This window comes from Leclercia tamurae, assembly GCF_025566055.1.
Classification (GTDB): Bacteria; Pseudomonadota; Gammaproteobacteria; order Enterobacterales; family Enterobacteriaceae; genus Enterobacter; species Enterobacter tamurae.
The window spans coordinates 67,606-87,632 of the sequence record NZ_JAMHKS010000059.1 but is presented as its reverse complement, the minus strand read 5'-3'; the positions used below and the strand labels follow the sequence as shown (position 1 = coordinate 87,632).

Annotated in this window: 19 protein-coding genes; 4 read left to right on the top strand and 15 right to left on the bottom strand. The window is 56.5% G+C overall.

From position 1 onward, the window contains the following. Positions 1-329 precede the first annotated feature (329 nt). From hemG to pepQ, 4 genes are read right to left on the bottom strand one after another with little or no spacing between them, the layout of a single operon-like run. Positions 330-872, bottom strand: coding sequence for a menaquinone-dependent protoporphyrinogen IX dehydrogenase (gene hemG / locus M8318_RS01560; RefSeq protein ID WP_262660754.1), 543 nt, complete (start codon positions 870-872; stop codon positions 330-332). A gap of 12 nt (positions 873-884) precedes the next feature. Next, the gene (gene trkH, locus M8318_RS01555) at positions 885-2,336 is read right to left on the bottom strand and encodes a Trk system potassium transporter TrkH (RefSeq protein ID WP_262660753.1); all 1,452 of its coding nucleotides are present in this window, start codon (positions 2,334-2,336) and stop codon (positions 885-887) included. Positions 2,337-2,376: 40 nt separating this feature from the next. Then, on the bottom strand, positions 2,377-2,991 hold the full coding sequence (locus M8318_RS01550; protein WP_106995895.1) for an IMPACT family protein: 615 nt from the start codon (positions 2,989-2,991) through the stop codon (positions 2,377-2,379). Then, on the bottom strand, positions 2,991-4,322 hold the full coding sequence (pepQ, locus tag M8318_RS01545) for a Xaa-Pro dipeptidase (protein WP_261645437.1): 1,332 nt from the start codon (positions 4,320-4,322) through the stop codon (positions 2,991-2,993). Before pepQ ends, M8318_RS01550 begins: the two co-directional genes overlap by 1 nt. A 187-nt stretch (positions 4,323-4,509) precedes the next feature. On the opposite strand from pepQ, the gene fadB reads away from it, so the two are divergent. Continuing rightward, positions 4,510-6,699, top strand: coding sequence for a fatty acid oxidation complex subunit alpha FadB (gene fadB / locus M8318_RS01540; RefSeq protein WP_262660756.1), 2,190 nt, complete (start codon positions 4,510-4,512; stop codon positions 6,697-6,699). 9 nt (positions 6,700-6,708) lie between these two features. Beyond that, positions 6,709-7,872 carry an acetyl-CoA C-acyltransferase FadA gene (gene fadA / locus M8318_RS01535; RefSeq protein ID WP_262660752.1) on the top strand — a complete coding sequence of 388 codons (1,164 nt, stop codon included), beginning with the start codon at positions 6,709-6,711 and terminating at the stop codon, positions 7,870-7,872. 183 nt (positions 7,873-8,055) lie between these two features. On the opposite strand, the gene fre is transcribed toward fadA, so the two are convergent. After that, the gene (gene fre / locus M8318_RS01530; protein WP_262660751.1) at positions 8,056-8,757 is read right to left on the bottom strand and encodes an NAD(P)H-flavin reductase; all 702 of its coding nucleotides are present in this window, start codon (positions 8,755-8,757) and stop codon (positions 8,056-8,058) included. 42 nt (positions 8,758-8,799) lie between these two features. Further along, entirely contained in the window at positions 8,800-10,284 is a 1,485-nt protein-coding gene (gene ubiD / locus M8318_RS01525; protein WP_262660750.1) for a 4-hydroxy-3-polyprenylbenzoate decarboxylase, read from the bottom strand. Between the two features lie 183 nt (positions 10,285-10,467). Between ubiD and rfaH the strand changes: the two genes are divergently transcribed. After that, a complete protein-coding gene (rfaH, locus tag M8318_RS01520; RefSeq protein ID WP_106995902.1) occupies positions 10,468-10,959 on the top strand; it encodes a transcription/translation regulatory transformer protein RfaH in 492 nt (163 codons plus the stop codon). On the opposite strand, the gene tatD is transcribed toward rfaH, so the two are convergent. The 9 genes from tatD to udp all read right to left on the bottom strand — a co-directional run bounded on the left by tatD (position 10,956) and on the right by udp (position 18,833). Next, positions 10,956-11,738, bottom strand: coding sequence for a 3'-5' ssDNA/RNA exonuclease TatD (gene tatD / locus M8318_RS01515; RefSeq protein WP_262660749.1), 783 nt, complete (start codon positions 11,736-11,738; stop codon positions 10,956-10,958). The genes rfaH and tatD overlap by 4 nt on opposite strands. Before the next feature lie 41 nt (positions 11,739-11,779). Next, positions 11,780-12,541: a Sec-independent protein translocase subunit TatC gene (gene tatC, locus M8318_RS01510; protein WP_106995904.1), complete on the bottom strand. Its 762-nt coding sequence runs from the start codon at positions 12,539-12,541 to the stop codon at positions 11,780-11,782. A 2-nt stretch (positions 12,542-12,543) separates the two neighbouring features. After that, on the bottom strand, positions 12,544-13,071 hold the full coding sequence (tatB, locus tag M8318_RS01505; RefSeq protein ID WP_262660748.1) for a Sec-independent protein translocase protein TatB: 528 nt from the start codon (positions 13,069-13,071) through the stop codon (positions 12,544-12,546). Positions 13,072-13,074: 3 nt separating this feature from the next. Beyond that, positions 13,075-13,329 (bottom strand): Sec-independent protein translocase subunit TatA, encoded by a 255-nt coding sequence (tatA, locus tag M8318_RS01500; RefSeq protein ID WP_262660747.1) that lies wholly within the window; start codon positions 13,327-13,329, stop codon positions 13,075-13,077. 76 nt (positions 13,330-13,405) lie between these two features. Next, complete coding sequence (ubiB, locus tag M8318_RS01495) at positions 13,406-15,046, bottom strand: ubiquinone biosynthesis regulatory protein kinase UbiB (RefSeq protein ID WP_106995906.1); 1,641 nt, start codon at positions 15,044-15,046, stop codon at positions 13,406-13,408. Continuing rightward, positions 15,043-15,648 (bottom strand): ubiquinone biosynthesis protein UbiJ, encoded by a 606-nt coding sequence (gene ubiJ, locus M8318_RS01490; protein ID WP_106995907.1) that lies wholly within the window; start codon positions 15,646-15,648, stop codon positions 15,043-15,045. The genes ubiB and ubiJ overlap by 4 nt, the downstream gene beginning before the upstream one ends. 13 nt (positions 15,649-15,661) lie before the next feature. Beyond that, complete coding sequence (gene ubiE / locus M8318_RS01485; RefSeq protein ID WP_032615102.1) at positions 15,662-16,417, bottom strand: bifunctional demethylmenaquinone methyltransferase/2-methoxy-6-polyprenyl-1,4-benzoquinol methylase UbiE; 756 nt, start codon at positions 16,415-16,417, stop codon at positions 15,662-15,664. A gap of 66 nt (positions 16,418-16,483) precedes the next feature. Further along, positions 16,484-17,932 (bottom strand): DNA recombination protein RmuC, encoded by a 1,449-nt coding sequence (rmuC, locus tag M8318_RS01480; RefSeq protein ID WP_262660746.1) that lies wholly within the window; start codon positions 17,930-17,932, stop codon positions 16,484-16,486. Positions 17,933-18,071: 139 nt separating this feature from the next. Next, positions 18,072-18,833: a uridine phosphorylase gene (gene udp, locus M8318_RS01475; RefSeq protein WP_106995909.1), complete on the bottom strand. Its 762-nt coding sequence runs from the start codon at positions 18,831-18,833 to the stop codon at positions 18,072-18,074. A 251-nt stretch (positions 18,834-19,084) separates the two neighbouring features. On the opposite strand from udp, the gene M8318_RS01470 reads away from it, so the two are divergent. Continuing rightward, a complete protein-coding gene (locus M8318_RS01470; RefSeq protein WP_106995910.1) occupies positions 19,085-19,891 on the top strand; it encodes a dienelactone hydrolase family protein in 807 nt (268 codons plus the stop codon). Positions 19,892-20,027 lie beyond the last annotated feature (136 nt).

The following is a 20,027-nucleotide window of genomic DNA, read 5'->3' as shown; positions in this document are numbered from 1 at the left end:
GAATTACGTATGTTCACTCAGAGACTTTGGTATTCATTTAGTGTCCGAAGACATTAAGAATCCATGTCACTTTGAGTGCCCACACAGATTGTCTGATAAATTGTTAAAGAGCAGTGCAACGCGGCTTCCGCTCACCGTTGCGAGGTCCCGTATAATACGTTTTCCTCTTTCAGAGTCAAGCGATAATTTCATGCTTTTCTCTGCTGACCCGGCGGCTTGTTTGCCGTTGTTCCGTGTCAGTGGAGGCGCATTATAGGGAGTTCTTCGGCGGTGACAAGCATAAATCTCAAAAAGTTTTTCGTTCGCTTATTTTTCACGCTTTACGTTTATTAAAGCCGCGAACTGCGGGTTAATTGCGCGATTTCCCGGGCGAAACTGGCCACCTGCGACCAGTCGGTGTAGACCACTTCTTTGCGTGTATCCGTTTCGCCGCCAGTCATCTTCATAATAAGACGGATCATAAAGCGATCGTACCAGCGATAGCGTGGATAACGCAGAGCACCGGCAAAGACGGCACAGGCCGCTGGCTTCCACGGTGAGCTCAGCAAGAACTTACGCGTGTAGCTATTGGTCTGCGGGGTACGCTTTTCCGCTTTACGCGCCACCAGGTTCACCGAAAAGAAAGCGCCCGGCAGGCTGTTCAGCGTTTCCGTATGCTTTTTCACAAAGCGATCTACCGCTGGATGGAAATGGCCGTAGCGGATAGAGGCGCCGATCACCACGCGGTCATACTCCTGCCACGCAATCTCTTCGGTGCGGTTCAGGTTAAGGACGTCGGCATAGATGCCCTGCTCTTTTAACTCAGACGCCAGGAAAGCGGCAATCTCGCGCGTTTGTCCGTCGCGGGTCGAAAATAGAATTAATGTTTTCATCAATGGCTCCCTTTATTCGCGCCAGAATGTTGGCGTAAAGAGGACCAATAACGTAAAGACCTCAAGACGCCCGAACAGCATGTTGGCAATCAGGATCCACTTCGCGGTCGGATTCATGCTGGCAAAGTTATCTGCGACCACGCCAAGGCCGGGTCCCAGGTTATTCAGTGTGGCCACAACAGAGGCAAACGCCGAGAAGTCATCCACCCCCGTCGCGATAATCGCCAGCATGCTGACGATAAAGACCAGTGCATAGGCGGAGAAGAACCCCCACACCGCTTCGAGAATACGTTCCGGCAGCGCGCGGTTACCCAGCTTGATACTGTAGACCGCATTCGGGTGAACCAGACGTTTAAGCTCACGGTTGCCCTGCTTAAACAGCAGCAGGATGCGGATCACTTTTAATCCCCCCCCTGTCGAACCGGCACAGCCACCGATAAAGGCCGAACAGAGCAGCAGGACAGGCAGGAAGAGCGGCCAGCGCGCAATGCTGTCGGTGGTAAAGCCTGCGGTCGTCGCCATCGACACCACCTGGAAGAAGGCCTGGTTCAGGGTGGTCACCGCCGAAGCATAGACATCGTGTAGCCACAGCACCAGGGTACAGATCACCACCAGCGTCAGCTGCACGCCGATAAACATGCGGAATTCAGGATCGCGCCAGTAGACCTTCAGGTTACGACCGCTGAGTAAAGAGAAGTGCAGACCATAGTTACAGCCGGAGATCAGCAGGAAGATTGCAATAATGGTGTTGATGGTCGGGCTGTCAAAATAGCCGATGCTGGCATCATGGGTGGAGAACCCGCCAATCGCGATGGTGGCGAAGCTATGGCCGATGGCGTCAAAGGCCGGCATTCCGGCAAACCACAGCGCCAGCGCACAGGCGACGGTCAGCAGCACATAGATGAGCCACAGCGTTTTAGCCGTCTCGGCGATACGCGGACGCATCTTGTTATCCTTCAGCGGCCCCGGCATCTCCGCCCGGTAGAGCTGCATCCCCCCGACGCCCAGTATCGGCAGGATCGCCACGGCTAACACGATGATCCCCATCCCGCCGAACCACTGCAGCATCTGCCGGTAAAAGAGGATGGCATGGGGGAGCGAATCCAGCCCCACCAGTGTGGTGGCCCCGGTGGTGGTCAGGCCAGAGAAGGATTCAAAGAACGCATCCGTAATGCTCAGGTTGGGTTGTTCAGAGAAGATAAAGGGTAGCGAACCGACGCTGCCCAGCACGGTCCAGAACAGCACCACGATAAGGAAGCCTTCGCGGGATTTCAGCTCCCCCTTTTCACGGCGGTTAGGCCACCACAGCAGGGAGCCAATCATCAGCGCGACGAAAAAGGTCTGCGTAAAGGCCCGGCCCGCACCATCCCGATAAATAAGCGCCACCAGTCCGGGGAGGATCATCGTCCCGGAAAAGAGTATGACCAGCAATCCAACGATTCGGGTTATGGCACGAAAATGCATCTCTGCCGCTTCCTTTGGTATTCAAAAAGTAAGGTGGGGATTATTCTTCAATCGGCCGTAATTGCAACGAACCACGACTAAAATCAGCCAGTTTTGCTGAGAATGCCGGAAGCGATGCCTGGGGTAGCGCCACACGCAATTGCACCGCCGCCTGGTAATCACTGTGCACGATCAGGCCCTGATACAGCTTCAGCAACGATTCGATGCCGGATAACTGGGCGTAATCGCACAATAAAGTATATTCGGTAAGTGGCGTTTTGCGGATCGTTGTCAGTTGATTCAGCGCCTGCTGGACGCCGCCGCCATAGGCTTTAACCAGCCCGCCCGTTCCCAGTAATACGCCGCCGTAGTAACGCACCACGACGGCGGTGATTTCTCCCACGCCGCTGCCCATTAACTGAGAGAGCATCGGTTTGCCCGCCGTGCCCGCCGGTTCACCATCATCCGAGAACCCCAGCTTCTGTGAATCGTCAGGCGGCCCGGCCACCCACGCCACGCAGTGGTGGCGGGCGTCAGGATGTTCTGCCCGTACTGACTCAACAAAAGCTTTTGCCGCCTCCACGCCGTCGGTATGCGCCAGCAACGTGATGAAACGGCTCTTTTTGATCTCTTCCGTAAAGGTGACCGGCGCTGCCGGTATGAGCCAGCTTTCCATTACGCCAGCTTCAGGTCTCGCGTCATGTTTTCAGTACCGTTTTCATGGATCACCACGTTATCTTCGATACGGATGCCCCCAAACGGCTTCAGCGCCTCAATTTTCTGCCAGTTGAAGTGCTTGCTGAACTGCCCTTCACGCCACGGCGCCAGCAGGGACTCAATAAAGTAGATCCCCGGCTCGATGGTCAGCACCATGCGCGGCTGCAGAATGCGGGTGCAACGCAGGTAAGGATATTTGGACGGCGCGGCCAGATGGGTACCGGTGTCATCCTGCATAAAGCCTGCGGTGTCGTGCACCTGCAGACCCAGCGGGTGGCCGATACCGTGCGGCATAAACGGCCCGGTCAGGTCGTTTTCCACCATCGCCTCTTCGCTCATATCGCTGACGATCTGATGCTTACGCAACAGCTTCGCAATACGCTGATGGAACTGAACGTGGTAATCCACGTAGCTCACGCCAGCCTTCATGGTGGCGATCAGGGCCAGCTGCTCGTCATTGACGTCCTTGATCAGCTGGGCGAATTCAGTATCGCTGTTCCCGGCCCAGGTACGGGTCAGGTCCGCGGCATAGCCGTTGTACTCCGCACCGGCATCCAGCAGGAAGCTGCGCATTTCGGACGGCGCACGGTGATCGAGTTTAGTGTAGTGCAGCACCGCTGCGTGCTCATTCAGCGCCACAATGTTGCTGTACGGCACGTCGATATCACGATGGCCGGTAGCCGTCAGGTAAGCCAGGTTAATATCGAACTCGCTCATGCCGGACAGGAAAGCTTCATGCGCCGCACGATGGCCGTTGACCGCCGTTTTTTGCGCTTCACGCATGCACGCCAGTTCATAGTCGGTCTTATAGGAGCGATAGTAGTGCAGATAGTCGATAACGCCTTTCGGGTTGATGTTATCCGCTGAGATCTCCAGACCGCGCGCACGTTCTGGCACCGGGCCAATATAGCCGATGTTGCCGCGGGCAGCAGGTAACTGGCTGCCAATGCCGTCGGCTTTCGGCAGGGCAATCACCTCGATCTCTTCTGTCCAGAAGGAGGTCGGCAGCGGTTCCACGTTGTGCCAGTAATCCACCGGCAGATAGAACCACAGTTTCGGCTTGTTCACGCCATCCACCAGCAACCAGCAATTGGGAACCTGGGTTACCGGCACCCAGGCTTTAAATTGCGGGTTCACCTTGAAGGGGTAAGCGTGATCGTCGAGAAAGACATTGAACAGTTCGCCGGAGTGGATGAGTAAGGCATCCAGCTTGAAGCGAGCCAGTACGTCGCGGGTACGTTCCTGCAACGTAACAATGTGATTTTTATACTGCGCGGCCAGTGAATCCATCATTCATCCTTTTGTTTTGACCTCAAGTCACCGCATCTTAGCACACCTCAGAAAGGCTGCGTGATCTCCGCCGAGCGTGATCAGACCTACAATTATTTAATGACTAATTTGCATTTCATTAACACAAAACCCACACTCCGAATCATCTGGTATGACCAGATCCAATTGCTGGATTCAGGAGACCGACATGCTCTACAAAGGCGACACCCTGTACGTAGACTGGCTGGAAGGTGGCATTGCCGAACTGGTGTTCGACGCCCCCGGCTCAGTGAATAAGCTGGACACCGCAACCGTGGCCAGCCTTGGCCATGCGCTGGACGTGCTTGAAAAAGAGTCCGACTTAAAAGGTCTGCTGCTGCGTTCTGAGAAAGCGGCATTTATCGTCGGCGCAGACATTACCGAATTCCTCTCCCTGTTCCTGGTGCCTCAGGAGCAGTTGAGCCAGTGGCTGCATTTTGCCAACAGCGTCTTTAACCGCCTGGAAGATCTGCCGGTCCCGACGATCTCTGCCGTCAATGGCTATGCGCTGGGCGGCGGCTGCGAATGCGTGCTGGCCACCGATTACCGTCTGGCCACGCCGGATCTGCGCATCGGCCTGCCGGAAACCAAACTGGGCATTATGCCGGGCTTTGGCGGTTCAGTCCGTCTGCCGCGCCTGCTGGGTGCCGACAGTGCCCTGGAGATCATTGCTGCCGGTAAAGACGTGGGTGCCGATCAGGCGTTAAAACTCGGTCTGGTGGATGGCGTGGTGAAGCCTGAAAAACTGCATGAAGGGGCGCTGGCCATTCTGCGTCAGGCGATCAACGGCGACCTCGACTGGAAAGCGAAGCGTCAGCCGAAGCTGGAGCCGCTGCACTTAAGTAAAATTGAAGCCACCATGAGTTTCACTATCGCCAAAGGCATGGTGATGCAGACGGCGGGTAAACACTATCCGGCGCCGATCACCGCGGTGAAAACCATCGAAGCGGCCGCACGACTGGGCCGTGACGAAGCACTGAAATTAGAAAACCAAAGCTTCGTCCCGCTGGCTCATACCAACGAAGCTCGCGCGCTGGTCGGTATTTTCCTCAACGATCAGTTCGTGAAGGGCAAAGCGAAGCAGCTCACTAAAAATGTCGAGACGCCAAAACAGGCGGCGGTACTGGGCGCAGGCATTATGGGCGGCGGCATCGCCTACCAGTCGGCCTGGAAAGGCGTGCCGGTGGTGATGAAAGACATTAACGAGAAGTCACTGACACTCGGCATGACCGAAGCCGCCAAGCTGCTGAACAAACAGCTTGAACGCGGCAAAATCGATGGCCTGAAGCTCTCCGGCGTGATCTCCACGATTCATCCGACCCTGGAATACAGCGGTTTCGATCGCGTGGATTTGGTCGTCGAAGCGGTGGTCGAAAACCCGAAAGTGAAAAAAGCGGTACTGGCAGAGACGGAAGACAAGGTGCGCCCGGATACCGTGCTGGCGTCCAACACCTCCACCATTCCAATCAGCGAACTGGCCAGCGTCCTCAAGCGCCCGGAAAACTTCTGCGGCATGCACTTCTTTAACCCGGTGCACCGTATGCCGTTGGTTGAAGTGATCCGCGGGGAGAAAACTTCTGACGAAACCCTCGCCAAAGTCGTGGCCTGGGCCAGCAAGATGGGTAAAACCCCGATTGTGGTAAACGACTGCCCGGGCTTCTTCGTCAACCGCGTGCTGTTCCCGTACTTTGCCGGCTTCAGTCAGCTGCTGCGCGACGGGGCGGATTTCCGCAAGATCGACAAAGTGATGGAAAAACAGTTTGGCTGGCCGATGGGCCCGGCGTATCTGCTGGACGTGGTCGGGATTGATACTGCGCATCACGCCCAGGCGGTAATGGCGGCAGGCTTCCCACAGCGGATGCAGAAAGATTACCGCGATGCCATCGACGCCCTGTTCGAATCGAACCGCTACGGTCAGAAAAATGGCCTCGGCTTCTGGCGTTATAAAGAAGACAGCAAAGGCAAACCGAAGAAAGAGGAAGACGCTGCCGTGGATAGCCTGCTGGCAGAGGTCAGCCACGCGAAGCGCGATTTCAGCGACGAAGAGATTATTGCCCGCATGATGATCCCGATGGTCAACGAAGTGGTGCGCTGTCTCGAAGAGGGCATCATCGCCAGTCCTGCGGAAGCGGATATGGCGCTGGTCTACGGCCTGGGCTTCCCTCCGTTCCACGGCGGCGCGTTCCGCTGGCTGGATACGCAGGGCAGCGCCCGCTATCTGGATATGACGCAGCAGTATGAGCATCTCGGCGCGCTGTATCAGGCTCCGGAAGGTCTGCGCACCAAAGCGCGTAATAACGAAGCGTACTATCCCCCGGTTGAGCCTGCCCGTCCGGTTGGCGCACTGAAAACGGCTTAAGGAGTCACAATGGAACAGGTTGTCATTGTCGATGCAATTCGCACCCCGATGGGCCGTTCGAAGGGCGGCGCATTTCGTAACGTGCGCGCGGAAGATCTCTCCGCACATTTAATGCGTAGCCTGCTGGCGCGCAACCCGGCGCTGGACGCCACCACGCTGGACGATATCTACTGGGGCTGCGTGCAGCAGACCCTGGAGCAGGGTTTTAACATCGCCCGTAATGCGGCCCTACTGGCGGAAATCCCGCACTCGGTACCGGCTGTCACCGTCAACCGTCTGTGCGGTTCGTCGATGCAGGCCCTGCACGATGCGGCACGCATGATCATGACCGGCGATGCGCAGGCGTGCATGATTGGCGGCGTGGAGCACATGGGCCACGTGCCGATGAGCCACGGCGTCGATTTCCACCCCGGCATGAGCCGCACCGTGGCGAAAGCCTCGGGCATGATGGGGCTGACGGCAGAAATGCTCTCCCGCCTACACGGCATCAGCCGTGAAATGCAGGACAGCTTTGCCGCCCGCTCCCATGCCCGTGCCTGGGCCGCGACGCAGTCCGGTGCGTTCAAAAATGAAATCCTGCCAACCGGCGGACACGATGCCGATGGCGTACTGAAGCAGTTCTATTTCGACGAAGTGATCCGTCCGGAGACCACCGTTGAAGCCCTCTCGACGCTGCGGCCAGCTTTTGATCCGGTAACCGGCACCGTGACGGCGGGCAGCTCTTCCGCCCTGTCCGATGGTGCGGCAGCGATGCTGGTGATGAGCGAAAGCCGCTCCCGCGAGCTGGGCCTGACGCCGCGCGCCCGTATCCGCTCGATGGCGGTAGTGGGTTGTGACCCGTCAATCATGGGTTACGGCCCGGTGCCAGCCTCAAAGCTGGCGCTGAAAAAAGCCGGACTCTCCACCAGCGATATCGACCTTTTCGAGATGAACGAAGCCTTCGCTGCGCAGATCCTGCCGTGCATTAAGGATCTGGGGCTGATGGATCAGATCGACGAGAAGATTAACCTCAACGGCGGTGCCATTGCGCTGGGTCACCCGCTGGGTTGTTCCGGGGCGCGTATCAGCACCACCCTGATTAACCTGATGGAACGCAAGGATGCCCAGTTTGGTTTGGCGACCATGTGTATCGGGTTGGGTCAGGGGATCGCGACGGTGTTTGAAAGGGTGTAATCGAAGAATATTCCCCTATATCATTCGCGTTGCATCGCGGCGGCAACTGCGCGAATCCCCGGGAGCATAGTTAACTATGTGACCGGGGTGAGCAAAGGCAGCCAACAAAGAGGCAGCGTGAATGATGACGGGGAAAGGTTTAGTTGCCGTTTTCCCGCCTGTCAGGGGCGGGTTTTTTTCGTCTCAAATAAACGCAAACGCGTCGCCAAACAGACGATCTTCACGGGCGTTACGTTCGTTACAGAACAGATCCCGGGCAATTTTTGCCATTTCGAAACGACCGGCAATGTAGATATCGTGATTGACCAGCGTGCCATGATCCTGCAGTACCGCCGTTAACACGGTGCCACTGCGACCGCGCCAGCCCTCTTCCGGCTGCTCAACCACCGGCTCAACGCGCAGGTTAGGGTGAGTCACGCTCAGCGCTTCCAGCTCAGAGAGATCGTAGAGATGCTTCGCCTCGCGGCCGCCCCAGTAGATGGTGATGTCGCGGTCCGGGTTTCGCGCCAGCGCCGTCAACAGAATGGAACGCACGTAGGAGAAACCGGTGCCGCCCGCAATCAGGATCAGCGGACGTTCTTCGTCATCGCGCAGCCAGGCTTCGCCGTGAGGAATATCAATCTCGATCTCGTTCTCTTTCAGGATGCGATCCATCACCGCCATCGCATACAGGTTAAGCTCTGACGCCCCAATGTGCAGCTCGATAAACTCTTGCTCGTCCGGCGTCGAGGCCATTGAGAAAGGGCGCTTATCCCGCTCATCCATCACCACCATCAAATACTGGCCAGCGCGGAAGGAGAACGCCGATTCAGGTACTAAACGGACGCGATATACGGTGTCGGTGATAGCGTCTACCGAAGTCACTTTACAGCTTAAGGTTGTCATTCGCTCTCTCTGTCGGGAAGTCTAAAGGGCATAACGGCGCATTCAGGCGTCTTTACCGTTATTCATTATGGCCAGTTCATCCCAGATCGCGTCAATTCGCGCAGTCACCTCAGGATCCTTTTTGATCGGACGACCCCATTCACGTTGGGTTTCGCCGGGCCATTTATTGGTGGCATCCAGTCCCATTTTTGAGCCAAGACCGGAAACCGGCGAGGCAAAATCCAGATAATCAATGGGCGTGTTTTCAACTAACACGGTATCGCGTGCCGGATCCATACGGGTGGTAATGGCCCAGATCACGTCATTCCAGTCACGGGCGTTGACGTCATCATCGCAAACGATCACAAACTTGGTATACATAAACTGGCGCAGGAAAGACCATACGCCCATCATCACCCGTTTAGCGTGACCGGCATACTGCTTCTTAATGGTTACCACCGCCAGGCGATAGGAGCAACCTTCCGGCGGCAGATAGAAATCAACGATTTCCGGGAACTGCTTTTGCAGGATCGGCACAAACACTTCGTTCAGCGCCACGCCGAGCACCGCAGGTTCATCCGGCGGACGGCCCGTGTAGGTGGAGTGGTAAATGGCATCTTCACGCTGGGTAATGTGCGTCACGGTAAACACCGGGAAGCTGTCGATTTCGTTGTAATAGCCGGTGTGGTCGCCATACGGCCCTTCCGGGGCCATCTCACCCGCCTCGATATAGCCTTCGAGTACGATTTCAGCGCTGGCGGGCACTTCCAGATCGTTCGATACGCACTTCACCACTTCGGTTTTGGTGCCGCGCAGCAGCCCGGCAAAGGCGTATTCCGACAGGGTGTCTGGCACCGGAGTGACCGCACCGAGAATGGTCGCCGGATCGGCACCCAGCGCCACAGCGACCGGGAAGCGTTCGCCCGGATGGGCCGCGCACCACTCCTGGAAATCAAGCGCGCCGCCGCGATGCGACAGCCAGCGCATAATCAATTTATTCTTACCAATCAGTTGCTGACGATAGATGCCGAGATTCTGCCGCTCTTTATGCGGACCGCGCGTCACGGTCAGACCCCAGGTGATCAACGGGGCAGCGTCTTCAGGCCAGCACTGCATGATCGGGATACGCGTCAGATCGACCGCGTCGCCTTCCAGGATTTTCTGCTGGCAGGGCGCGCCGCGCAGACGTTTGGTCGGCATGTTCAGGACTTGCTTAAACTGCGGCAGCTTATCGAAGAGATCGCGAAATCCTTTAGGTGGCTCAGGCTCTTTTAAAAAGGCCAGCAGCTTACCCACTTCACGCAACGCGCTGACATCCTCCTGCCCCATTCCCATCGCCACACGTTTTGGTGTGCCAAACAGGTTGCAGAGCACCGGCATGGTGTAGCCTTTCGGATTTTCAAACAGGAGCGCTGGCCCACCCGCGCGGAGTGTGCGGTCGGCAATTTCTGTCATTTCCAGATAAGGATCGACAGGAAGGGTGATGCGTTTGAGTTCGCCCTGCTTTTCCAGCAGTTCCAGGAAGTCGCGTAGATCGTTGTATTTCATGCAGTTAGTCAAGCTCTCTCTGTAAGCGTTTCATTATACGGCGTAAGACTACCTGATGCTGTATTTTTGTTAAATAAGCGTGAAGATTCACGGCTTCTTCTGCGTACGGCCATTATAATCAGCTTAGCGATCCCGCCAGGGTTTTGATATGCTTGCCGGCATAACAAGCGGAAAAGAGTCATTATGCAGGCCTGGTATTTACTGTATTGCAAGCGTGGGCAACTTCAGCGTGCTCAGGAACATCTGGAACGCCAGGCGGTGAACTGTCTGACGCCTGCGATCACGCTGGAAAAAATGGTCCGTGGTAAACGCACCACCGTCAGTGAACCGCTGTTCCCTAACTACCTGTTTGTTGAATTCGACCCCGAAGTGATCCACACCACCACCATCAATGCGACACGCGGTGTCAGCCACTTTGTGCGCTTTGGCGCGCACCCGGCCACGGTGCCCTCTTCCGTGATCCACCAGCTCTCGGTCTACAAACAGCCCGAAGGCATTACCGATCCCGATACCCCCTTCTCCGGCGACGATGTAGTGATCACCGAAGGGGCGTTTGAAGGACTGGTGGCCATTTTCGCTGAGCCGGACGGGGAAGCCCGCTCCATGCTGCTGCTGAACTTACTGAATAAAGAAGTGAAGCAGAGCGTCAAAAATACCAGCTTCCGCAAAGTTTAAAATTCGACGCCAAACAGACGACGCACGTTGTCATCCGTCTGCGCTGCCAGCCACTGCACCTCTTCACCGCGCCAGTGGGCGATCCGCTCAAGAATATGTCCCAGATACGCCGGTTCATTGCGTCGCGATGCCGGTTTTGGACGGAGATCGCGCGGCAGCAGATAAGGTGCATCGGTCTCCACTAACAGTCGATCGGCAGGAATAACCGGCAGCAGCTCGCGCAGTTCCAGCCCACGTCGTTCATCGCAGACCCAGCCGGTGATCCCCAGATACAAACCACGATCCAGACAGGCTATTGCCTCCTGCCGCGTGCCGGTAAAACAGTGCAGCACCGCGCCAGGGAGTTTATCCAGCCAGGGTTCCAGCAATGCCAGAAAGCGTTCGTGAGCATCACGGCAGTGCATAAATACTGGCATGCCCAGCTCCGCCGCTAACGCCAGCTGGGCGCTAAAGGCATATTCCTGTTCGGCGGGGGTGGAGAAGTTGCGATTAAAGTCGAGACCACACTCGCCGATCGCCACCACTTCAGGGGAGGCGGCTAAGGCCCGGAGCGTGTCGGCACTCTGCGCCGTCCACTGGCTGCTGTCGTGCGGATGGACGCCCGCCGTTGACCAACAGCGGTCATAGCGCTGCGCCAGCTGTCGCGCCTGCTCGCTTTCGTGCAGGTTGGTGCCCGTCAGCAGTAAGCCGTTAACCCCGGCGGCGACGGCTCTGGCCACCACCTCGTCACGATCCTGGGCAAACTGCGGGCTGGTCAGGTTCAGACCGATATCAAACATACTGGCTCCCATATGACAACCGCCCTGGCGGGCGGTTGGTGTTACTCTTCTGTCCCTTCGGACTCTTCGTCGTGATCTTCACGTCGCTTGCCGGTATAGAAGCGCGCAAAGAAGACACCGACTTCAAACAGGCAATACATCGGGATTGCCAGCAGGGTTTGCGAAAAGACATCCGGCGGCGTTAACAGCATGCCCACAACAAACGCGCCCACCAGAATGTATGGCCGTTTTTTGCGTAAGTCATCCGGGGTGGTGATCCCCATCCAGCAGAGCAGCACGATGGCAACCGGTACCTCAAATGCCACGCCGAAGGCCATAAACAGCGCCATCACGAAGCTCAGATAACTGGCAATATCGGTGGAAACCTGGACCCCTACCGGCGCAGTATTTGCCAGGAAGCCAAAGGCCAGCGGGAAGACCACAAAGTAGGCAAAGGCCATGCCGATATAAAACAGCAGCGAGCTGGAAACCAGCAGCGGGATCACCAGGCGGCGTTCATGCTTATACAGCGCGGGGGCAATAAAGGCCCAGACCTGGTAGAGGATCACCGGCGCTGAGGCAATCAGCGAGACCCAGAAAGTCAGCTTGATCGGCGTGAAGAAGGGCGATGCCACGTCGGTGGCGATCATGGTTGCCCCGAGCGGCATCTGTTTAATCAGGGGGGCAGAGACCACCTGATAGATGTCGTTGGCAAAATAGACCAGGCATAAAAAAATGAGCAAAACCGCAATAATGCAGTTCAGCAGGCGTTTACGCAGCTCGATCAGGTGCGTAATCAGCGGTTGAGTTTCATCTACTGCCATGTTTACGCTTTATCACTCGACGAGGGGGACGCGGCAGCCGCGGGTGCAGGCTTTTTGTCTGCGGACGCTGGCGTCGTTTCTTGTTTGGGGATCACCGGCTCGGCTGGCGCCTGTTCGGGCGCGGTAGCCTGATGCTCAGCAGTGGCAGGCGTCACGCCTTCATGCTGCGCTTCGTTATCTTTGACCAGCGGGTTGCGAATGGTATTGGCTTCGTCGCTCGCTTTTTCCGGATCGTTGACGCTGTAGGAGCGCTTCATGGATTCCGCCGCTTCACGCAGTTCGTCCATCGAGGCTTTCAGTTCCGGCGTCAGGTTATCCAGGCTCGCCTTTTCAACTTTTTTCAGGCTGTCCTGAAACTCCTGCAGCTTAAGCTCTTGCGCCAGCTCATTTTGCACCGTTGTCGCCAGCGACCGTAGCGCACGCACCCAGCCTGCAACCGTTTTTACCGCCACAGGCAGACGTTGTGGCCCCAGGACAATGAGGCCAATCACGAAGACCAGCAGCAGTTCACTAAAACCGATATCGAACACGAATTACACCTGCTCGTTATCGTGGCGTTTAGCATTTTCCTTTTTGGCGTCGTCTTGTTTATCGGCGATAGTTTTAGCAGTGAAATCCGCATCCTGGCTGGATTTATCCTGCTTCTCGTCATCATCTTTGATCGCTTTCTTGAAGCCTTTGATGGACGCACCGAGATCGGAACCGATAGAACCGAGTTTTTTGGTACCGAACAGCAGCACGACGATGACGGCAATGATCAACAATTGCCAGATACTGATACCACCCATACATCTTCCCCAGTTAGAGATGATTAATTAAACAGGCCGCATTATACGTTATGCGGCCCTGCTAGTGCGACGCAATTCAGCGCGTTCTGCGCCATCCGGCTATCCAGACAACCACGCCACCCGCCATCAACCAGGCGGGCATAAGCTCCCACTCAGGACGATTGATCAGCAGCAGCGTGCCGCTTAACAACAGTGTTGCTCCAATGCCAAACAGATACCGGGACTGCCCCTGACGCACATGGTTGGTTTGCAACTCGCGGGCAATTTTATCCACGCTGTGTTGCAAGTTTTTGCTCTGACGCAAACTGTCGTACACCAGTTCCGGAATTTCGGGCATTTTTTCAATCCAGAACGGGGCTTTCTCTTTCAGAGAGCGCACCAGCGCGGGAAGACCCACCTGGTCTTTAATCCACGACTCAAGGAAAGGTTTTGCCGTTTTCCATAAGTCTAACTGAGGATAGAGCTGTCTCCCCACCCCCTCAACGTAAAGTAATGTTTTCTGGAGTAAAACTAACTGCGGCTGCACTTCCATATTGAAGCGTCGGGCGGTATTGAACAGGTTCAGCAGCACATGGCCGAACGAAATCTCCGCCAGTGGCTTCTCGAAGATGGGCTCACAGACCGTACGAATGGCGAACTCAAACTCTTCAACGTTGGTATCCAGCGGAACCCAGCCGGAATCAACGTGCAGCTCGGCCACTTTGCGGTAATCGCGGTTAAAGAAGGCGATAAAGTTCTCGGCCAGATAGCGCTTATCTTCTTTGTTCAGCGAGCCGACGATACCGCAATCGATGCCGATATACTGTGGATCTTCGGGATGCTCGTAGCTGACAAAGATATTGCCCGGGTGCATGTCGGCGTGGAAGAAGCTGTCGCGGAACACCTGGGTAAAGAAGACCTGCACGCCACGCTCGGCCAGCAGCTTCATGTTGGTGCCCTGCTTTTCCAGGGTCGCGACGTCGGAGACCGGGATCCCGTAGATGCGCTCCATCACCATCATGTCCTGGCTGCAATAGTCGGAATAGACTTCCGGCACATACAGCATCGGGCTGTTTTCAAAGTTGCGGCGCAGCTGGATGGCGTTCGCCGATTCACGCAGCAGGTTCAGCTCATCAATCAGCGTTTTTTCATACTCGCGTACCACTTCCATCGGACGCAGACGGCGTCCATCAGGCAGCAGACGTGGCACCCAGCGGGCCAGGCGGTAGATGAGTTTCATGTCGGCGCGGATGATCGGCAGAATATCCGGGCGGATCACCTTAATGACCACCTCTTTGCCGTTCTCTTTCAGCCGTGCGGTGTGAACCTGAGCAATGGAGGCCGAGGCCAGCGGCTGGATGTCAAAATCATCGAACCAGGTCTCAACCGGGAGATCGCCCATCGCTTTTTCAATCTGCTGCTTTGCCAGCTTACCGTCGAACGGGGCGACTTTATCCTGCAGCAGTGCCAGCTGATCGGCGATCGCGGGCGGGAACAGGTCACGACGGGTGGAGAGCATCTGGCCGAACTTGATCCAGACCGGGCCCAGCTCCTGAAGCGCCAACCGCAGTCGTTCACCGAGCAGCTTGTCCTGATGGCGATTAGGCATCCAGAATAGCGTCCGCCGCCAGAGGCGCAGCGGCATAGTGAGGCGCATTCGGGGGATTAGCTCATCGAGCCCGTAGCTCAAAAAGGTGCGGATGATAAAGTAGAGGCGCCGAATTTCACCAGGCGTCATTTGCCCTCCAGTTTTTCAAGCCGTTTTGTCAGTGCATCAACCGCACGCTCAACCGCGGCGGTCTCTTCTGCAAACCATGCTGCTTCCAGTGGACCTGGCGCCATGCGCCACTCCTCGGTAAGCACTTCCCCGGCGTAGCGCTGCTGGCGCTGAAAACCTTTCTTCAGGAACGAGGCGCCGCCGCGCAGTACTTTACTGATCCCCTCGGCGGCAATATCGCCAGTCCAGGGAGCCAGCAATTCTGCCGGGTCGAACTCGGCCAGATCGGCCAGTGAGACAAAGTTTTGTACCACCTGGATATCGCCTTCGACCTCCAGCTCGCCGCTGCGGATCAGGGCAGTGAGTTGCTGGCGATCGCGCAGTTTGGGCAGCGTGCTCATATGGGTGATGACGGAGCAGTCGGCCTCGCCTTCCCACTCACCGAGCACGTCGAGCTGGCGCTCGCTGAATACCAGCACCAGCGGGGTCGAAAACTCTTTTAATACCACCCGCAGCACTTTGCCGTTCAGACGCTGACGCGCCGTTTTCAGCGCAGGAGACCGGTACAGAAAGGTATTGAGTACGTTTTCCACACCGGCTGTGATCAAGGGTTTAAACGGCATTCGCCACCTCCACTCAGAACTTATAACCGCGATGCAGCGCGACAACGCCTGCCGTCATGTTGAAGTAATCAACATTGTCAAAGCCTGCATCCTGCATCATGGCTTTTAAGGTGTCCTGATTCGGGTGCATACGGATCGATTCGGCCAGATAGCGATAGCTGTCAGCGTCGTTGGCAACCATCTCGCCAATGCGTGGCAGGATGTGGAATGAATAGGCGTCGTAGGCTTTGCTCAGCGGCTCAATAATCGGTTTGGAGAACTCCAGCACCAGCAGACGTCCACCCGGTTTCAGCACACGGTACATGGAACGCAGCGCTTTCTCTTTGTCGGTGACGTTACGCAGACCGAAAGAGATGGTGATGCAGTCAAAAGTGTTATCCGGGAAAGGCAGCGCTTCAGCGTTCGCCTGGACATATTCAACATTGCCGACCACGCCAATATTGCGCAGCTTTTCACGCCCCATTTTCAGCATGGAGTCGTTGATATCAGCCAGCACAACGCGGCCCGTTTCGCCCACCAGACGCGAGAATTTCGCGGTCAGGTCGCCGGTGCCGCCAGCCAAATCCAGCACGGTTTGTCCACGACGTACGCCGCTACAGTCAATAGTGAAGCGCTTCCACAAGCGATGAATGCCGAATGACATCAGGTCATTCATTACATCGTACTTCGCCGCCACGGAATGGAATACGTGGGCCACCATGTCAGCTTTCTGCGCTTTAGCGACAGTCTGAAAGCCAAAGTGCGTTGTGTCTTGTGAATCTTCAACCATCTCAGAGCCTGCTTATCAGTCAAATGTTTGAGAAGTGTAACAGATTGGGCGCATTTGCCCTACGATTCAACCACCCCGGGAATAACGCTCCAGGGGGTCTGCCGACGCCTGAGCGCCTGCTAAGGTATTGTTTGTATTTTGAACGGGAGCATCACTGCGCAGCCGATATTCTTCATCTTGCGAGGTGGCCTGCTCGACCAATTCCGGATTAATCTCGCGTTTTACTTCCACGCCAAGGTCGCGGAACGATTCGGCCTGAGCCAGCAGGTTGCCGCGCCCGGAGGCCAGCTTTTTCATCGCCTGGCGGTAGTTATCCTGAGCGCGATCCAGGCTCTGCCCGACCGACGACATATCATCGACGAACAGGCGCATTTTGTCGTACAGGCGGCTGGCGCGATCGGCAATCTGCTGGGCATTACGGCTCTGATGCTCGTAGCGCCACAGATTCGCAATGGTGCGTAGCGCCACCAGCAGCGTGGTAGGGCTGACCAGCATAATGTTGTTTTTCAGCGCCTCGGAGATCAGCTCCGGCTGGCGATCCAGCGCCAGTAAGAAGGCTGGCTCAACCGGGATAAACATTAGCACATAGTCAAGCGAACGCAGGCCCGGCAGCTGCTGATAATCTTTACGCCCCAGCAGACGAATATGGTTACGCACCGAGGCGATATGCTCCTGCAGCGCCGCCTCGCGGGTGTAGTCGTCTTCGGCATTGAAGTAGCGCTCATAGGCCACCAGGGTCATTTTGGCGTCGATGACCACATCCTTATCCTGCGGCAGACGGACAATGACGTCGGGCTGCATTCGCGCGCGGGTCTCCGTTTCAATGCTCACCTGGGTTTGATATTCATGGCCTTCACGCAGGCCAGAGGCTTCCAGCACGCGGGTCAGGACCACCTCTCCCCAGTTTCCCTGGGTTTTATTGTCGCCTTTCAACGCCCGGGTGAGGTTGATCGCCTCCTGTGCCATTTGGGCATTCAGCTGCTGGAGGTTACGGATTTCATGGGCCAGCGTATGGCGCTCCCGCGCCTCCTGACCAAAGCTGTCCTGCACCTGACGGCGAAAGCCGTCCAGCTGTTCACGCAGGGGCGACAGCAGGCCGCTCAGGCTCTGGCGGTTTTGTTCATCGACGCGGCGGTTGCTCTGCTCAAAGATGCGGTTGGCGAGGTTTTCGAACTGCTCGCTCAGGCGCTGCTCGCTGTTCATCATCTGGCGGATTTTGTCTTCCGCATGCAGTTGGGTGGATTCCAGCCGGGTGGTCACTTCGCGCAGGTCGGCTTCCAGCGAGGTGTTGATATCCCGCAGATTGCGCAGCTCGTTGTTGAGCAGCTCGCATTCGTCGCGCCAGTGCCCGCTCTGGGCCATGCTCTGTCTTAATGCACTGAGATCGGCCACCATCTCTTCACGTTCGGCAAGCTGATCGGCCTTCTGCTGCGCATGCTGATAGCTGGCGAACAACCAGCCCACACCTACGCTGACCAGCGCAATAACGACATAAAAAAGGATGGAAATATCCACGACGCCCCCTGCATCAAGGTATGACCCGCACAAAATAGAATTGTGCTGTATAAACGTCCAGTTTGAAAAGGGTTTTCTGCGAGGCGCTACGCAAAGAAAAAGGCCGAACAGGTCGGCCTTTGGCATAGAAAAGGGGAAATTACAGCAGGCGGCGGGCCGCTTCCACCACGATTTTCACCGCGTGGCTTTCGGTCTGCTTCATGGTCTCGGCGTTCGGGATCTCTTGCTGGGTACGGTTAACGATCACACCTGCAACCATACCGGCACGCAGACCCTGGCTTGCGCACATGGTCAGCAGCGTGGCGGATTCCATTTCATAGTTCATCACGCCCATAGACTGCCACTCTTCCATCGAGCCTTTGAAACGGTTCACTACGCGACCAGAGAAGGTGTCGTAGCGCTCCTGGCCCGGGTAGAAGGTATCAGAGGAGGCGGTCACGCCAACGTGAGTCGTCGCGCCAACGGATTTCGCGGCTTCCACCAGCGCGGTGGTGCATTCGAAATCGGCTACTGCCGGGAACTCCATTGGGGCAAAGTGCAGGCTCGCGCCGTCCAGACGAACGGACGCGGTGGTGACCAGCACGTCGCCAACGTTGATATGCGGCTGGATCGCACCGGTAGTCCCGATACGCAGGAAAGTACGGATGCCCAGCTGCGCCAGCTCTTCAACGGCAATCGAGGTAGACGGGCCACCGATACCGGTAGAGCACACGATCACCGCTTTGCCATCCAGCTCTGCCCGCCAGGTCGTGAATTCGCGATGGGCTGCCAGCTTAACCGGCTTATCCATCAGCGCGGCGATCTTTTCCACACGCTCAGGGTCGCCAGGGACGATAGCGAGCGTAGCCCCTTGTAAATCATTTTTAGTGAGGCCGAGATGAAAAACATCAGACTTAGACATAGAAAACTCCTCTGTGGGTCAGTTTGTCAGCAGAAGCAAAGCGGTACTTTACCGAAGGAACCGGCTTGTTTTCGTGACGGGCATCACCATGAATAAAATTGATTGCAGTTAATTACCATGAAATAGTGATTAACATCACATTAACGAGTTATATCGTTATCTGTTGCACAAAAGATAGCCTGTTTCGGGCACTGTGGATTGTTAACCTGCGGACTATATTTACTTTTGTGCTAATTGGTACGGAGAATGCCATGACTGGAAAATCTGGATTTGCACCTGCTGCTGACCTGCAAGCCTCAACCGTTGTCACTACCCCCGACGAAGCCATTACTGCCGGGGAGACCTCCATTCCGACCCAGGGCGATAACATGCCCGCCTGGCATGCCCGGCCCAAAAATGCGCAAGGGGCATTGCCGATCGTCATTGTGATTCAGGAAATTTTCGGCGTGCATGAGCACATTCGCGATATCTGCCGCCGTCTGGCGCTGGAAGGCTATCTGGCCGTCGCGCCTGAGCTCTACTTCCGTCAGGGCGATCCGAACGATTACAACGACATTCCTACCCTGTTCAGCAATCTGGTGAGTAAAGTGCCGGACGCGCAGGTGCTGGCAGATCTCGACCACGTCGCCAACTGGGCGGCGCGTAATGGCGGAGATCCCCATCGTCTGCTGGCAACCGGCTTCTGCTGGGGCGGGCGTATCAGCTGGCTGTATGCCGCGCACAACCCACAGCTGAAAGCCGCCGTGGCATGGTATGGCAAGCTGGTGGGTGAAAAGACGCTGAATTCACCGAAGCATCCGGTCGATATTGCGACCGATTTGAGCGCGCCGGTCCTGGGGCTGTATGGCGCCGAGGATACCGGGATCCCGCTGGATACGGTAGAGACCATGCGCCATGCGCTACGCGCGGCAAACGCAACGGCAGAGATTGTGGTTTACCCGGGAGCCGGGCACGCCTTCAACGCCGATTATCGCCCGAGCTATCATGCGGAATCAGCCAAAGATGGCTGGCAGCGGATGCTGACGTGGTTCCAGCAGTACGGCGCTAAAAAAGGTTAAGCGGCTCACATTTCGCTACGCAAAGTGACGTGACTGTTTGACTTTTAAACACAATCTGGACGATATAAAACCCACAGGCGTGTAACTACGATCCGTAGGCAAGACCTGAACCCCCTCTCCGTTTTCGAGCGGAGAG

Coding starts and splice junctions, on each gene's coding strand:
- hemG (WP_262660754.1), bottom strand. CDS start 872: ATGAAAACATTAATTCTATTTTCGACCCGCGACGGACAAACGCGCGAG.
- trkH (WP_262660753.1), bottom strand. CDS start 2,336: ATGCATTTTCGTGCCATAACCCGAATCGTTGGATTGCTGGTCATACTC.
- M8318_RS01550 (WP_106995895.1), bottom strand. CDS start 2,991: ATGGAAAGCTGGCTCATACCGGCAGCGCCGGTCACCTTTACGGAAGAG.
- pepQ (WP_261645437.1), bottom strand. CDS start 4,322: ATGGATTCACTGGCCGCGCAGTATAAAAATCACATTGTTACGTTGCAG.
- fadB (WP_262660756.1), top strand. CDS start 4,510: ATGCTCTACAAAGGCGACACCCTGTACGTAGACTGGCTGGAAGGTGGC.
- fadA (WP_262660752.1), top strand. CDS start 6,709: ATGGAACAGGTTGTCATTGTCGATGCAATTCGCACCCCGATGGGCCGT.
- fre (WP_262660751.1), bottom strand. CDS start 8,757: ATGACAACCTTAAGCTGTAAAGTGACTTCGGTAGACGCTATCACCGAC.
- ubiD (WP_262660750.1), bottom strand. CDS start 10,284: ATGAAATACAACGATCTACGCGACTTCCTGGAACTGCTGGAAAAGCAG.
- rfaH (WP_106995902.1), top strand. CDS start 10,468: ATGCAGGCCTGGTATTTACTGTATTGCAAGCGTGGGCAACTTCAGCGT.
- tatD (WP_262660749.1), bottom strand. CDS start 11,738: ATGTTTGATATCGGTCTGAACCTGACCAGCCCGCAGTTTGCCCAGGAT.
- tatC (WP_106995904.1), bottom strand. CDS start 12,541: ATGGCAGTAGATGAAACTCAACCGCTGATTACGCACCTGATCGAGCTG.
- tatA (WP_262660747.1), bottom strand. CDS start 13,329: ATGGGTGGTATCAGTATCTGGCAATTGTTGATCATTGCCGTCATCGTC.
- ubiB (WP_106995906.1), bottom strand. CDS start 15,046: ATGACGCCTGGTGAAATTCGGCGCCTCTACTTTATCATCCGCACCTTT.
- ubiJ (WP_106995907.1), bottom strand. CDS start 15,648: ATGCCGTTTAAACCCTTGATCACAGCCGGTGTGGAAAACGTACTCAAT.
- ubiE (WP_032615102.1), bottom strand. CDS start 16,417: ATGGTTGAAGATTCACAAGACACAACGCACTTTGGCTTTCAGACTGTC.
- udp (WP_106995909.1), bottom strand. CDS start 18,833: ATGTCTAAGTCTGATGTTTTTCATCTCGGCCTCACTAAAAATGATTTA.
- M8318_RS01470 (WP_106995910.1), top strand. CDS start 19,085: ATGACTGGAAAATCTGGATTTGCACCTGCTGCTGACCTGCAAGCCTCA.